The organism is Aeribacillus sp. JST-2 (assembly GCF_056032925.1).
Map to the genome: position 1 here is coordinate 132,915 of NZ_JBVVUU010000003.1, position 15,165 is coordinate 148,079.

Annotated in this window: 17 protein-coding genes; all 17 read right to left on the reverse strand. The window is 40.1% G+C overall.

The genetic code is table 11. The features are described from left to right. Positions 1–3 precede the first annotated feature (3 nt). Positions 4–420: a DUF188 domain-containing protein gene (locus tag AC0KTX_RS02935; RefSeq protein WP_474250738.1), complete on the reverse strand. Its 417-nt coding sequence runs from the start codon at positions 418–420 to the stop codon at positions 4–6. Positions 421–745: 325 nt separating this feature from the next. Further along, positions 746–1,555, reverse strand: a complete 810-nt coding sequence (locus AC0KTX_RS02940; RefSeq protein ID WP_474250739.1) for a pyruvate, water dikinase regulatory protein — start codon at positions 1,553–1,555, stop codon at positions 746–748. A 17-nt stretch (positions 1,556–1,572) separates the two neighbouring features. Then, a complete protein-coding gene (gene ccpN, locus AC0KTX_RS02945; RefSeq protein WP_474250740.1) occupies positions 1,573–2,214 on the reverse strand; it encodes a transcriptional regulator CcpN in 642 nt (213 codons plus the stop codon). A gap of 128 nt (positions 2,215–2,342) precedes the next feature. Beyond that, positions 2,343–4,406: a glycine--tRNA ligase subunit beta gene (gene glyS, locus AC0KTX_RS02950; protein WP_474250741.1), complete on the reverse strand. Its 2,064-nt coding sequence runs from the start codon at positions 4,404–4,406 to the stop codon at positions 2,343–2,345. Then, complete coding sequence (glyQ, locus tag AC0KTX_RS02955; protein WP_474250742.1) at positions 4,399–5,289, reverse strand: glycine--tRNA ligase subunit alpha; 891 nt, start codon at positions 5,287–5,289, stop codon at positions 4,399–4,401. Before glyQ ends, glyS begins: the two co-directional genes overlap by 8 nt. A 471-nt stretch (positions 5,290–5,760) precedes the next feature. Then, complete coding sequence (gene recO / locus AC0KTX_RS02960) at positions 5,761–6,513, reverse strand: DNA repair protein RecO (RefSeq protein ID WP_474250743.1); 753 nt, start codon at positions 6,511–6,513, stop codon at positions 5,761–5,763. A gap of 27 nt (positions 6,514–6,540) precedes the next feature. Next, on the reverse strand, positions 6,541–6,684 hold the full coding sequence (locus tag AC0KTX_RS02965) for a YqzL family protein (protein WP_474250744.1): 144 nt from the start codon (positions 6,682–6,684) through the stop codon (positions 6,541–6,543). 99 nt (positions 6,685–6,783) lie between these two features. Then, positions 6,784–7,689 (reverse strand): GTPase Era, encoded by a 906-nt coding sequence (gene era, locus AC0KTX_RS02970; protein ID WP_474250745.1) that lies wholly within the window; start codon positions 7,687–7,689, stop codon positions 6,784–6,786. Beyond that, positions 7,682–8,080, reverse strand: a complete 399-nt coding sequence (locus AC0KTX_RS02975) for a cytidine deaminase (protein ID WP_474250746.1) — start codon at positions 8,078–8,080, stop codon at positions 7,682–7,684. The genes era and AC0KTX_RS02975 overlap by 8 nt, the downstream gene beginning before the upstream one ends. Before the next feature lie 88 nt (positions 8,081–8,168). After that, the gene (locus AC0KTX_RS02980; protein ID WP_474250747.1) at positions 8,169–8,528 is read right to left on the reverse strand and encodes a diacylglycerol kinase family protein; all 360 of its coding nucleotides are present in this window, start codon (positions 8,526–8,528) and stop codon (positions 8,169–8,171) included. Between the two features lies 1 nt (position 8,529). Beyond that, positions 8,530–9,006, reverse strand: a complete 477-nt coding sequence (gene ybeY, locus AC0KTX_RS02985; protein WP_474250748.1) for an rRNA maturation RNase YbeY — start codon at positions 9,004–9,006, stop codon at positions 8,530–8,532. Then, positions 9,003–11,180, reverse strand: coding sequence for an HD family phosphohydrolase (locus tag AC0KTX_RS02990; RefSeq protein WP_474250797.1), 2,178 nt, complete (start codon positions 11,178–11,180; stop codon positions 9,003–9,005). Before AC0KTX_RS02990 ends, ybeY begins: the two co-directional genes overlap by 4 nt. 41 nt (positions 11,181–11,221) lie before the next feature. After that, on the reverse strand, positions 11,222–12,175 hold the full coding sequence (locus tag AC0KTX_RS02995; protein ID WP_474250749.1) for a PhoH family protein: 954 nt from the start codon (positions 12,173–12,175) through the stop codon (positions 11,222–11,224). Positions 12,176–12,178: 3 nt separating this feature from the next. Further along, a complete protein-coding gene (yqfD, locus tag AC0KTX_RS03000) occupies positions 12,179–13,372 on the reverse strand; it encodes a sporulation protein YqfD (RefSeq protein ID WP_474250750.1) in 1,194 nt (397 codons plus the stop codon). A gap of 10 nt (positions 13,373–13,382) precedes the next feature. Further along, positions 13,383–13,667 (reverse strand): sporulation protein YqfC, encoded by a 285-nt coding sequence (yqfC, locus tag AC0KTX_RS03005; RefSeq protein ID WP_474250751.1) that lies wholly within the window; start codon positions 13,665–13,667, stop codon positions 13,383–13,385. A 54-nt stretch (positions 13,668–13,721) separates the two neighbouring features. Continuing rightward, positions 13,722–14,135, reverse strand: a complete 414-nt coding sequence (locus AC0KTX_RS03010) for a hypothetical protein (protein WP_474250752.1) — start codon at positions 14,133–14,135, stop codon at positions 13,722–13,724. 28 nt (positions 14,136–14,163) lie between these two features. Then, positions 14,164–15,156, reverse strand: coding sequence for a flotillin-like protein FloA (gene floA / locus AC0KTX_RS03015; protein ID WP_474250753.1), 993 nt, complete (start codon positions 15,154–15,156; stop codon positions 14,164–14,166). Positions 15,157–15,165 lie beyond the last annotated feature (9 nt).

The following is a 15,165-nucleotide window of genomic DNA, read 5'->3' on the forward strand; positions in this document are numbered from 1 at the left end:
TATTTATTCTATATAAATTTTAAAATCCCCTGCATAATTCGACAATATTTTTTCTAACAAAATGATAAAATGATGTTGATGTTTTTGTTGAAATTGTTTTGGTCCTTTGACATAATGGCCGTTTTTTCTAGCCTTTGCCGAAACATATCGAAGATAAAGATGAGCATTTATTGTCTCTTCTGTAAAGAGAATTCCTCTCGGCGAGAGAACGTGTGCACACTTTTGAAGCAAGATGCTGGCCAAGCCGATATCATGGGTGATGACGATATCGTTTTTTCGTACATGATTTAAAATATACATGTCAACAGATTCCTTCTCAATATCGACAAAAACCCAGCAATTTTGATTCCTGTCTTTTTTCACGTGGGCGTATGAGGCAATAAACAATACCGGAACGGCAAACTTTTTGGCTGTCGACACAATTTCTTCTTTTACCGGGCATGAATCGGCATCAACGAAAACAGTGATATTTTTTTCGCCATTATTCTCTATTCTTCATCACCTCAAAGATTCCTTCTTGTAAATCAATAAAATCTTTCAAGTGTTTGTCGAATTTTCTTTTTACAACCCCCTTGACAATATCTTATAAATAGTTTATTCGTATTTTTTCTAGTCTAAACCTAAAAAGAGTAATTTTATCACAATTTTTTATTATAATACAATGTATTTCAATATTCCATTCTTTTTTCTCACGGTGAAAAAAAACCTACTCTTCTTGCTGAAAGTAGGCATGTTGTTTCATTCTTTATCTTTTCATCATTAAATTTTGAATATAATTGGCCGTCTCTTCAACCGCCTTGTTGGAGACATCAATTACCGAACAATTAATTTTCTTTACAATTTTTTCGAAATAGGCAAGTTCTTCTTTGATCCGGTCTATATTGGCATAAACTGCTTGATCATTCAAACCGAGCTGTTTCAACCGTTCCTTCCGTATATAGTTCAGCTTCTCGGGACTGATTTTCAGACCGATGCATTTATCTTTTGAAACCTGGAACAGCTCTTCTGGCGGCTCCACTTCCGGAACGATCGGAACATTGGCCACTTTATATCTTTTTAGTGCTAAATATTGCGACAAAGGTGTTTTGGAAGTTCTTGAAACCCCGATAAGAACAATGTCAGCCTTCAAAATACCGCGCGGATCGCGGCCGTCATCGTATTTTACAGCAAACTCGATGGCTTCCACCTTCTTAAAGTAATCTTCATCAAGCTTTCGGACCGTTCCCGGCTCATACTTGGCCTTCATACCATAGGATGTCTCCATTTTATCAATTAACGGTCCAATAATATCATGGTAAATAACGCCTTCTTTATTTGCTTCTTCAATTAAATATTGCCGGAGTTCAGGAACTACTAATGTAAAACAAATGATCGCTTTTTCCATTTTTGCCGATTCAATGACTTCTTTAATTGTGCTTTTATCTTCAACATAAGGAATCCTTCTTACAATTGTTTCATATTGAGAGCCATTGAATTGGCTGATTGCTGCTTTTGCGACAAGATCTGCTGTTTCTCCAACGGAATCCGATACAACGTAAATCGTTCGAATGGCCATTTTCCTCCCCCGCTTTTTTAAATGATTTCATCGTCCACTAATTGCACCAATATTTTCGTCATGTTTGTTTTCGTAATCCTTCCGATCACTTCATATCCCCCAGAAGCTTCCCTTACAACCGGCAGTGCGTCAATCTGCTTATCAATTAACGTTCTGGCTACATCAATAATTGAATCATCTTTATGACAAACTGTTATGTTCGGCATTCTCGTCATAATAATATTAACCGGGATCTGCGTTAATTCTTGTTTTCCAATGCTTGCCCTTAAAAGGTCTTTTCTTGACAGAACGCCGACTAATAAAGACTGGCTGTCTAAAACAAATAAAGTGCCGACATCCTCTAAAAACATCGTGCAAATTGCATCATAAACAGATACTTGATCACTCACCACAACAGGCAGTGATTGAAAGTCTTTTACCTTTAATTTATGAAATTTTTCAGCCAGCAAATGCGCCCCTGATTTACCTGTATAAAAATAGCCGACTCTCGGTCTGGCATCAAGATAACCAGCCATCGTTAAAATCGCCAAATCAGGCCGAAGCGTGGCCCGCGTTAATTTTAACCGCTCTGCGATATGTTCGCCGGTTATCGGACCATGATCTTTCACAATTTGCAATATTTGCTTCTGTCGATTATTCAGCTCTATTGTCCTCACCACCTTGGAAAACGCTCTGTCCTACAAACATTATATATAATTTCCATGATTTTAAAAGGTCTGAAGCCTCAAGCTTAATGGAAAAGATGAAAGAAAGACGATTACCCATAAGGATAATCGCCCGGTTTCATTTATTTTACAATGATGTCATTCATTTTCGCAAAAGATGTGATCACATCAGCGAGCTGAACCATTTGCGAAAGCCGATTTTGTTTTATTGTTTCGTCTTCGGCCATAACCATAATATGTTCAAAATAATTGTTAATAACAGGCTTTAATTGTTTCAGCTTCAAAAAGGCTTCTTTAAAGCTGCCTTCTTGTTTCAGCTTTGGCATCGTTTCCTTCAGCTGCATGTATGCTTGATACAGTGCAGTTTCTTCCTCTTTTTGGAACAGTTCTTCCTTGATTTCCCCCGCTTGTCCTTTGGCGGATATATTGACAACACGGGACAATGCTTCAATCGTTTCTTTAAAATCGGCTGTTTTGCTTTCCTCTGCCAAAACGGCTGATCGATCAAAATAGGAATTGATTTCATGATAGGTTGATTGAAGAACAGCATCAATAAGATCGTGGCGAATATGTTCCTCCTGCAAAACATATTTCACTCTCATTTGGAAAAATGACTTCAATTCCTCTTTTAAAGAGCCATCCTCTTCTAATTCATATTCATCAATGGCCAAATCAAACAATTCTTCTAAGGGCAGTCTCCATTTTTTGGCCCGCAATATTTGCACAATTCCGCTTGCTTGTCTCCTTAATGCATATGGGTCTTGGGAACCTGTTGGGATCAAGCCGATCGAGAAAAAGCCGACAATTGTATCAAGCTTGTCGGCGATCCCGACAATCGCACCAGCTGTCGTATCAGGCGTTTTGTCAGTTGCATGCCGCGGCATATAATGTTCATTGATCCCCTTGGCCACCACTTCGGGCTCTCCTTTTAACTGCGCATACTTTTCGCCCATGATTCCTTGAAGTTCAGGAAATTCATAAACCATTTGCGTAACGAGATCAAATTTGCAAATGGAAGCTGTTCGTTCGATCAATTCCTTTTCTTCTTTCGAACAGTCGAGTTTTTCAGCAAGTTTCCGCGCCAATGCCACAATTCTTTTAACCTTGTCACCGATTGTGCCTAATTCCTCATGGAAAACGATCCTTTTCAATTTCTCCAACGCTTCCTCAATGGAAAGTTTTTGATCTTCTTCATAAAAGAAATTGGCATCTGAAAGTCTTGCCCGAAGCACCTTTTCATTGCCTTTGGCAATGATGTCTAAATGTTGGTGATCGCCATTTCTCACTGTTACAAAATAAGGGAGAAGTTTCCCTTCCTTGTTTTTTACTGGAAAGTAGCGCTGATGTTCTTTCATTGTTGTGACAAGCACTTCTTCCGGCAATTTTAAAAACTCCTCCGCAAACGAGCCAAATAAGACAGTCGGGTATTCAACCAAATTGGTTACTTCTTCTAACAGTTCTTGATCAACAGGAATGGTCCAATTTTGCCTTTCTTCCATTTGCTTTAATTGAGCCAAGATCATTTGTTTTCGTTTGTCATAATCAGCAATGACATATTGGTCGCCAAGAATTTTTTCATATTGCTTCGGTTCTGCGATGGTCAAATGAGAGCCTAAAAATCGATGCCCATTTGTTGTATTGCCGGCTTGCACATCCGTAATAGAAATCGGGACAACTTCTTCGCCAAACAAAACAACGAGCCATTGAACCGGTCGGATGTAGCGAAGATCCCAGTTTCCCCAGCGCATGTTTTTCGGAAAATGGAGCGATTGAATGATGTCCTTTAATCCAAAAAGAAGTTCTTTTGTTTCTTCCCCTTTTTTAAACGTTTGAACAAAAGCGTATTCGACACCGTTTACGTCTTTGAAATAAATTTCGTTGACGGCGGCTCCTTGACTGCGGCAAAAGCCTTCCGCGGCCTTCGTCCAGTTGCCCTTCTCGTCAAGGGCTATTTTTTTCGCCGGCCCTTTGGCTTCTCCTTTTATGTCTTCCTGCTTTTCATCAACATCTTCTACAAGGACGGCAAGGCGTCGTGGCGTCGAATATTTTTTTAGCGTTTTGAATGAAATGCGGTTTTCACGCAGCCAAGTTTCCACTTTTTCTGAAAGCTGTTCGATCGACTGCAAAACGACCCCTGCAGGCATTTCCTCAAGTCCAATTTCGATGAGCAAATCCCGTTTACTCATGGTCTTCTGCCTCCTTTGCCTTTAATAAAGGAAATCCCAGTTTTTCCCGTTCTTCATAAAATGTTTTGGCTACTTTTCTGGCTAAATGTCTCACCCTCCCAATATAGCCAGTTCGTTCTGTAACAGAAATCGCCCCTTTTGCATCAAGCAAATTAAATGTGTGAGAGCATTTCAGCACATAGTCATAAGCCGGATGGACGAGACCTAATTCCATCTGCCTATGTGCTTCTTTTTCATACGTATTAAACAGTTGAAACAGCATCTCTGTATCCGAAGTTTCAAACGTATATTTGGAATGCTCATATTCCGGTTGATAAAAAATATCCCGGTAGAGAACTCCCGTCGTCCATACAAGATCAAATACATTTTCTTTTTCTTGAATGTAGGAGGCTAATCGTTCTATTCCGTAGGTAATTTCGACTGAAACAGGTTTGCATTCCAGCCCCCCTACTTGTTGAAAATAAGTAAACTGCGTTATTTCCATCCCGTCAAGCCACACTTCCCATCCAAGTCCTGCACAGCCTAAAGAAGGGTTTTCCCAATTGTCTTCCACAAAGCGAATGTCATGTTCGAGCGGATTAATTCCTAAAGCTTTTAAAGAATCCAAATAAATTTCTTGAATGTTTTTAGGAGAAGGCTTCATAATGACTTGGAATTGGTGATGCTGATAAAGACGGTTCGGATTTTCTCCATAACGTCCGTCCGCTGGCCTTCTGGACGGCTCTACATAGGCGACATTCCATGGTTCAGGTCCGATGGAACGAAGAAACGTGTAAGGGCTCATCGTGCCAGCCCCCTTTTCTACGTCATAAGCCTGCATTAAAATACATCCGTGATCTGCCCAATGTTTTTGTAAAGCCAAAATCATTTCCTGAACATTCATGAATCGGCACCTCCATTTATTTTGTAAAGAACAAAAGTGAACCATAGACTCGGAATGTTTTGGACGTTGCAACGGCAATGGCCATTCAAACAAATAAACGGGTTCGCTCATGTTCGGCTATTGCCAAACAAAAAACGCCCCTATGCAAAGCAATCCACACTTTGCATAGGGACGGGATATAGCCCGCGGTTCCACCCTACTTGCTGAAAATTGTTCAGCCTCTCAAGCACTTATTGCTCCAGAACGCCGTTCCCTGCACCCCATCCCTTAGCTCGCACCATCCTAAGGTCGCTTTATATGGGAATTGCAAGTACTCCTTTCCTTCACCGCATGATCTTTATATGATTTACTTATAAAATGATTTTATTATGTTCAATTTCATTTCGCAAGACCATTAAAATTCGGATCAAATCTTTGGCGACCCTCATCCCCGTTGGATTTCGCTTTTTGAATGATGCCCATTTATATGATTTACAGTTTTTCTTTCAAACTGTCAAGCTGGTTTAAAAATTTTTTAGATTTTAAATTCAGCCCGGCAAACTCATGATAATATTGATCAAGAATAAACCGCAGTTCTTTTTTTGTTTCGGGTTTTACGGAAATTTGCCCAATGCGCTTTAAATCAATGAAATAAAACAGCCTCAAAAGCTTTAAAGCCCTCTCTGATACTTCCAAACTGTACGGATCTCTGCCTGCGCAGCGATGACAAATCAAACCGTTCTCCCTCAACGAAAAACGAAATTTGCCATCTTTTTTTTGGCAAATGGCACATTGATTTAATTCAGGATATAAACCAAGGACATTCAACATTTTCACTTCAAATATGTTTGTTAATATTTCAGGATCCATTCCCTCGTTTAATAATAAAAGCGTCTGATATAAATGTTCAAACAAAAAAGGATTTCTGTCCCTGTCCTCTGTTCCTTTATCCAGTAATTCCACGATATAAGACGCATATGCTGTTAAAAAAATATCTTCTTTAATGCCCCTGAATGATTCAAGAATGTCTCCCTGATTTAAGCTCCCCAATCCGGACGATTTCTGGTATAAAAAGTTTCCATACGTAAAAAGTTGGGTAACTGCAGAGAGGCGGCTATTCGGCTTATTTGCCCCTCTTGCCATTACTCCAACTTTCCCAAATTCGCGTGTATATATTGTAACTACCTTATTGGTCTCTCCATAATCTGTTGTACGTATGACGATTCCTTCAGATTTGACAAACATTTTTCCACCATCCTATTGGATACAGCACTATAAAACAGGAAAATCTAATTTTGACCGTTCTTTCTCCTTCACATCGGGTTGTTCCATGCGCTCCTTTTCAATTTCTTTAAAAAGGAGATATGTGTCAATATTACCTGTATTTTCGAATAATTTCCAGGTAAAATCTAACATATTACCCCACCTCTCTGTCATAGTTCGCACGCTATATCCAATTTATTGTTATCATAGCCGATTTGACTCCATTTCATGTTACACAAAATTTGTTAATCCTCAATACTCGTCTTCCCTGAATCCGAAATCGCGAAGCTGCGACAAACGATTTCTCCAATCTTTTTGAACTTTCACCCAAAGCTCCAAAAACACTTTTGAACCAAGCAAGTTTTCGATATCAACCCTTGCTCTTTTCCCGATTTCCTTTAGCATTTTTCCTTGTTTTCCAATTATGATTCCTTTTTGGGAATCTCTTTCAACAACAATGGTAGCAGCAACATACACTGCCTTATTTTCCCTTCTTTCAATCGAGTCGATGACAACGGCGACAGAATGCGGGACCTCTTCTCGAGTTAATTGCAGCACTTTTTCACGCACTAATTCGGAAATGATGAACCGTTCCGGATGATCTGTTACTTGATCGCTAGGATAGTACTGCGGACCTTCCGGCAAATAGGATTGAATTTGATCCAATAATGCTTCCACATTGTTGCCTTGCAGGGCAGAAATGGGTACGATTTCTTGAAAATCAAAACGTTCTCTATATTGATCAATCAGCGGGAGCAGATCATCCGGATGAACGCGATCAATTTTATTTATAACTAAAAAGACAGGGGTATCCGTTTCTTTTAGACGCTCCATAATAAATTCGTCACCGCGGCCCAACCGCTCTTCAGCGTTGATCATAAATAAAATCAAGTCGACTTCTTTCAGCGTGTTATGAGCCACTTTCATCATGAAATCGCCCAATTTATGCTTAGGCTTATGAATCCCTGGAGTGTCAATGAATATAATTTGTGCAGATTCTGTCGTATATACCCCTTGAATTTTATTGCGCGTTGTTTGCGGTTTATCGCTCATGATGGCTATTTTTTGGCCAATGACTCTGTTAAGAAAGGTAGATTTGCCGACATTTGGACGCCCGATAATGGAAACGAACCCTGATTTATATCCGCTGTTATTCATGTAAATCCTCCGATGAAAAGGCTCCCGGCAAAAGTTGTTCGACCGTTTTTATGTCAACTGCTCCGTTCAGATTGGCCATTACTACTTTCATATCCTTTGGGCAAAGTTCTGATATTACTTGTCTGCAAGCTCCACAAGGAGTTACGGGGCGATCCGTATCGGCAACTACAGCAATGGCAGCAAATTCTTTGTCCCCTTCTGAAACTGCTTTAAAAATAGCCGTTCTCTCAGCACAATTGCACATGGAATATGCTGCATTTTCAATATTGCAGCCCTTGTATATTTTTCCTTCTTTAGTAAGAAGTGCTGCACCGACTTTGAACCTTGAATAAGGAACATAAGCCAATTCTCTTGCCGCTTTCGCTTCTTCAATTAATTGTTTCAAATCCACGCTATCCATCCTTTCACAACTTTACTATATATTGTACATCATATTTCCATCATTTTCATGGTTATTTTTTCAGAAAATTCTACATTTTTCACTGCAAAAGTTGAACAATTTTTGGAACAAAGATGATGATTCCTATTATAACCGAAACAAAAGCGTAAACTAAAACGGCTCCTGCACCTGCATCTTTTGCTGCTTTGACAAGAGGATGATAGTCTTTCGAGACAAAGTCAGCGATTCGTTCAATGGCGGTGTTGGCAAGTTCAAATGCGAGCATGCCGCCAATGAGCAATAAAACGATCACCCATTCGAACAAACTTATGTTTAGATAAAATCCGGCAATGATGACTAATGCGGCGACCAGCAAATGAATGCGGAAGTTTATTTCCGATTTAACGGTTGAAGCAATCCCTTCCAATGCATAAATAACACTTTTCAAAAAGCGCCTCATTTTAGATCGTTCTTCTTAATCCGTATTTTTCCAGTATTTCCTTTTGTATCGAAAACATTTCTTTTTCATCCTCTTCGGTCATATGATCATAGCCTAACAGATGCAATAAGCCATGGAGAGCTAAAAAACCAATTTCCCGCTGAAAAGAGTGTCCGTAATCTTTGGCCTGCTCTCTTGCCTTTTCAACTGAGATAATAATATCTCCTAAATGAGGGGGAACTTCCGCCCCAACAATTTTCACTTCATCCTCCCCCATTTCCTCCAAAGCAAATGAAATCACATCAGTCGGCTGATCTTTTCCCCGATAATCACGATTAATGACCCGGATATCCTCATTTGTAACAAATGTGACGGATACTTCCGCATTATGGGGAACGCGCTGTTCTTCAGCAGCAAATTGAAGCAAACCTTCCACTGTTTGCAGTTCTTCCATTGTTAATGTTTCGGTCTGATCGACAATATCAATGCAAAGCCTCATGCTTTTTTCACCTTCTTTTCTTGAAAATCTGGATATTCAATTCTTGAATGGAAAATTCCTTTCAACGTCTCACATAAAGATTTTGCAACAAGCTCAAGCTCTTTCAAGGTGAGATCGCATTCATCAAATTGGCCGTCTTGCAGTTTGTCTTTTATGATGGAGCGAACAAGTTTTTCAATTTTGTCAGGCGTAGGATTTTTTAATGACCTTACAGCTGCTTCAACGCTGTCGGCAATGGATATAACGGCAACTTCACGAGTTTGCGGCTTTGGACCGGGATATCTGAATTCGCTTTCCAATACAGGCTGATCGCTGTTTTCCTGAGCTTTGTGGTAAAAAAACTTTAAAAGGGATGTTCCATGATGCTGCTGGGCAATGTCAATAAATTCTTTCGGCATTTTATGCTTCCTTAACATTTCGGCTCCTTCTTCCGCATGTGCGATAATGATGTTTTTGCTAAGCTGCGGCGACAGCTTGTCGTGCGGATTTTCCATGTTCATTTGATTTTCTATAAAATAATGAGGCCGTCTTGTTTTGCCGATATCATGATAATAACTTCCAACTCTTGCTAAAAGCCCATTGGCCCCGATTGCCTCACATGCCGATTCGGCTAAGTTGGCAACCATTACACTGTGATGATACGTTCCAGGTGCCTCTGTTAAAATTTTCCTCAATAAAGGATGATTCGGATTCGACAATTCGATTAACTTCATGGATGATAAAATGCCAAACCCAGATTCAAAAAATGGCAATAAACCGATCGACAAAACGGAAGAGGCAACCCCTGAAACAACGGCCATTAAGAAATAAGAGCCTATTTCCAAACTAGAATAAATTCCATTTTGTATGAATAAAATAGAGGTAATGACAACGATGTTGACAATGGACACAAAGAGACCCGTCTGCAAAATTTTTGAACGGACATTATGTTCCCCCAAAAATAAAATCGCTGCAATACACCCGCATAAATAGTAGAGTCCGATTGTGAAATTAAATGTTCCGGTTACACCTTCGTTAAAAATGAAACTTCCGCACAATGCATAGATGAGGCTGCTCACAAAAGCCAGCTTGTCGCTGATCAATAATTTCGTCAGCATCACCCCAACCACCACGGGAACGATAAACCCAATTTGAGAATAATCCATTTTTTGAAATAAGCCGATGATTTTCATAACGGCTAAAGTAAAGGCTAATATGATGGTAAACAGAAGAAGAGCCTTGTTTTTGTTAATAACAAATAATTTATCATCTTTTTCAAAAAAATAGGCAAGATAAGCAAGCGTTAAAACAATTAAAATGAATAGCCCAAAAAGAGGCTGAAACGTATATTTATTATCCAAAAGACCGAGAAGCTCCAGTTTCCGATACACTTCCCGATCAATTAATTGGCCTTCCTCAACAATGATCTGCCCTTGTTTAATTTGCACTTCCTGTACCTTTTCTTTTGCTTCTTCGCGTTTTTCATCAGTTGCCTGCGGATCGAATACATAGTTGGAAATAATAGCGCCTCTGCCAATTTCCTCAGCTGCGGCCCTGATCTTCTCAGGCAGATTCACGTATTGAAGTTTTTCTTTGACTTTATCTCTAGCTTCATTTAATTTTTCCGACGGGATCGGTTCGTTCATGATTTCGTTTACAGCCGTGACAACCGCATCTTTGGCCAGCGACCGCTGCTGTTCATCAGCGGCTAAAAGAGGCAAATACACATTTTCGGAATATTTTTCGTATGTCTCTCCCAAAATAGTCTTTAATTTGTCAAGCTGCGCCTCATTGCCGGCTTCCTGATTGCTTTGTCCGTCAGCGGAAGAGGCTTCGCCAATAGCGTCAAAAAAAGATTCGACCAAATCGACGCTGTTATCCGCATATTCCTTTTTAAGGACATATTGGTCTTCGACGCTTTCAGCCGCTTCTTCCTTTCTCTTTTCCGTCATTTCCTGATCCACTACTGTGACGGGCGCATAAATCGTCTGATCTGATACGGAAAACAATTTAGCATGGAACGTGTCTGGTTTTACACTGGTAAATAAAACGGAAAACATGATAATCCCGATAATTGGATATAAAAAAAGGTGCAGCGATTGGATTTTCCAAAAAAATGGCCATATTGGCTGTTTTTCTTTTTTTTGCGAGGTTCGCCCTAATTTTTTTCTCACTTTTTGCAGCACCTCCTTCATTGTTGAAGCAAAAACGACCCGATCTTGTGGAACGGGTCCTCTCATTTTTCATAAGCCGCAATAATTTTGGACACTAGCGGATGCCGAACGACATCTGTCTGTTCTAAATATACGAATGATATCCCTTTTATGTTCGATAATTTTTCATTGGCCTCCAGAAGTCCCGATTTGATCCCTTTTGGCAAATCCACTTGGGTAAGATCGCCTGTAATCACCATTTTCGATCCAAACCCTAATCGGGTTAAAAACATTTTCATTTGCTTCGTTGTCGTGTTTTGAGCCTCGTCCAAAATAACGAAAGAGTCTTCAAGGGTTCTTCCCCTCATGTATGCCAAAGGAGCAATCTCTATCGTTCCTCTTTCGATTAATCGTTCTGTATGATCAACGCCCAAAATGTCGTGAAGCGCATCGTAAAGCGGTCTTAAATAAGGGTCCACCTTTTCCTTTAAATCCCCGGGCAAAAATCCTAAATTTTCCCCCGCTTCCACGGCCGGCCTTGTTAAAATGATTTTATGGACATAACCATTTTTTAGAGCATTGACAGCCATAACAACTGCTAAAAATGTTTTACCTGTTCCTGCCGGTCCGATTCCAAAGACCAAATCATGTTTTTTAATGGCATGGATATATTTCCTTTGGCCAAGTGTTTTCACACGAATGGGTTTTCCTTTTGCATTTTTTGCAATTTCTTCATCATAAAGGGAGTCAAACTCATCAATTGTCCCGTTTTTCGCTAATTTAGTCGCATAAAGAACATCTTGTTCCGTAATGGGAATTCCTTTGCGAATGACGGATAGCAGTGCCTTCAAGATGTTTTCCACCAATTCGGCTTTTTCCTTTTCACCGGAAACATAAACTGCCTCGCCGCGTGTTATGATGGATACATTTAATTCTTCTTCAATTCTTTTTAAATGCACATCTTGTATCCCAAATAAGCTAATCGCTTCATGGGGATTTTCTAAACTTTGGCTTATAGTGACTAAATCTTCTGTCATTCTCTAATCTCCCTGAACTCTTTTTGTTTTGACAATGTTTTCAATAACTTGGAAGTGTATTTTCAATCTTACTTTACCATTCTCGACGTTTTCGTGCAAAACTTTTTCGCCCTTTATTTCAATATCTTCGCCAAGTTTTTCGGCTAAATCTCGTTTTCCAGCTGCAATCGCTTTAGATCTTGCCTCATTTATTGTATATTTTCTTTTATAATGTTCGGTTTCCCGGATCGTCTCTCTCTTGTAAAAAACAGGCAATTCCCATTGCAAAATTTTTAATGGGTGTCTGCTTTCCTCGATCACATACTGTTTATACCCTTTTTCCTCATTCCCCCAAAACCCCCAGACCGGAATGGAAATATCTAAAAAGTCAAGAAAATGTTTTGTTTTGGAACGCCCTGTAAACAGTTGAAAAGTGGATGTCAGCGGCACCTCCACTTTTGAAATGTACCAAGTTTCGCCAAATATTTCTCCTTTGGCCGCCACTTTTCGAACAGAGTCTCCTTCTCCTATGATACCGGAAACCAAAATTTGTCCTTTTTTTACAAAATCATGGACATCCACCAATGGTTGTCCTTTTTCAACAAACATTTTTGCGATTACTGCTTTTTTCGCAGCAACCAGATGCTGTGGGCCTGATTGTTTCGTTTTTTCCTCTTGCTTCTTCTCGGCCACTTCCAAATGAAAGGTTGTTCCTTCCGTTTTCACCCCGATCCATGCAATCCCCTCTACTTCGCTTAAAATGCGATTGCGTACCGTTTCATAGCTGGGAGTCAAAAATTGCAATGTTCCTTTTCTTATTCCTATTTTGTCCAATTCTTTTTGAATTAAATGCTTTGTCTTCGGATCTGCTCCTTTTATTTCGATTCCCCAAATCATATTGGATAATAGAAATGTAATGAATACAAAACTTACTGCCCCTGCAACAAAACCGAGATTTTTCCGCGATTTTTTCAAAAGGAACGGCAAACCCTTTCTTTGATGAAAGGTGCATTTACATTCATGTTTCCGAACTGCTTTTCTGAAAGCATGTACATCTTTTAAGCGAATAAAAAATGAAATGGTGCCGTTATCCAGCCTTTTGACATCCAACACCATCATTCCATGCCGCAGGCAATCATTCAGCATCCGTTCGGAATCTCTGCCTTTTGCCAAAACTTGTACAATTCCGGCAAAAAAATAGAACGAGCGATTCTGCATTTTTATCCCCCTACTGATCAAGATAAATGACTTGGTCAATTTTGCCCTCCACAAGCAGCTCTTCGGGCAAAATGGCTTTCATAACAAAATTGCTTCCTTTGATGAGTAGCTGTCCTTGTTTTAGCAAAATTCGAATTTCTTTATCTGTAAATGTCAGCAATCCGCTGTGGTTTTCTATGTAGATGTGCAATGTTCCGATCATCGTAATGCGGGGAAGATCCATCATGACGTCAGCCGGCAGCTGCATTTTTTCTGTCAACAGTCTTTTGATGCGCTGATGCCATTTTTTGCCCATAAGAGAACCCCCCTCATCCTCATATGTATGAGAAAGAAGGGGGGATTAACACCATTATTTTCTGAATTTCGCTTGATACGGCTTTCTGGATCGGGGCTCATCGATAATGACGCTCCATATGATCCCATCTACGGCAGAGCCTTTCGGAAGACGAGAGCGAACGTCCCTTTTAACCATTTTGCCATTCTGTACTTCTCTTGTCGGAACAGCTTTTCTTTCTGTTTTTTCATATAAAGTTTTCGTATTTTTCCATTCTTTTTCTGTTTTCTCTATGATTGTTTTACTTACAGGATGATGGATTATTTTGCGTTTTCCTTGCCGGCTGGATGTTTGTCTATCCTTCGGCTGCTTTTGGGAACGCTTATTTTTTTTGCCCGGGCGTTGTTCTTTTTTGTTTCGTTTTCCGAACAATGTGAAAAGAACAGCGATACTAACTAAAACAACAATAGGATTTTCAAAAAATTCCAACAGTGCACCTCCCTGATCCATTATGCGGTCATTCGTCTTCTTCTCCGGAAGGGTCTTTTGTTATTTTTCCGATTGCATTGCGCATGTTCGTATCAGCAGTAATATTTTTCATATTCATATAATCCATCACTCCGATATTTCCGGATTTTAAAGCTTCGGCCATCGCCAGCGGAACTTTGGCTTCCGCTTCAACTACTTTTGCCCGCATTTCTTCAACGCGTGCGCGCATCTCTTGTTCTCTCGCCACAGCCATCGCCCTGCGCTCTTCTGCTTTAGCTTGCGCAATGTTTTTATCTGCTTCCGCTTGGTCTGTTTGCAAGATGGCGCCAATGTTTTTGCCAATATCAACATCAGCGATGTCAATTGATAAAATTTCAAAAGCTGTTCCAGAATCCAAGCCCTTATTTAATACTGTTTGGGATATCATATCGGGATTTTCAAGCACCTTTTTATGGTCATCGGATGAACCGATTGTGCTGACAATCCCTTCACCAACACGGGCAATGATTGTTTCTTCTCCTGCACCGCCGACCAATCTGTCGATGTTCGCTCTTACCGTAATGCGCGCCTTTGCTTTTACTTCTATTCCATCCATGGCAACACCGGCAATAAATGGAGTCTCAATCACTTTCGGATTCACGCTCATTTGAACCGCTTCCAACACGTCTCTTCCTGCCAAATCAATGGCGGCGCAGCGTTCAAAACTCAGCTCAATGTTTGCCCTTTCGGCAGCGATTAATGCGTTGACAACCCTATCTACATTTCCGCCTGCCAAATAGTGGCTTTCCAATTGATTTGTTGTAACATTTAAACCGGCTTTATGAGCTTTAATCAGCGGATTGATCACTCTGCTTGGAATCACTCTGCGCAGCCTCATGCCAATCAGTGTAAAAATGCTGATTCTCACCCCCGCTGCCAGAGCGGAGATCCAAAGCATAACAGGGACAAAGGAGAATAAAATCGCCAAGAAAATAAGCGCAATCACGATAAGACCCATCATGAGATAAACGGAAGGATCCATTTCTATACC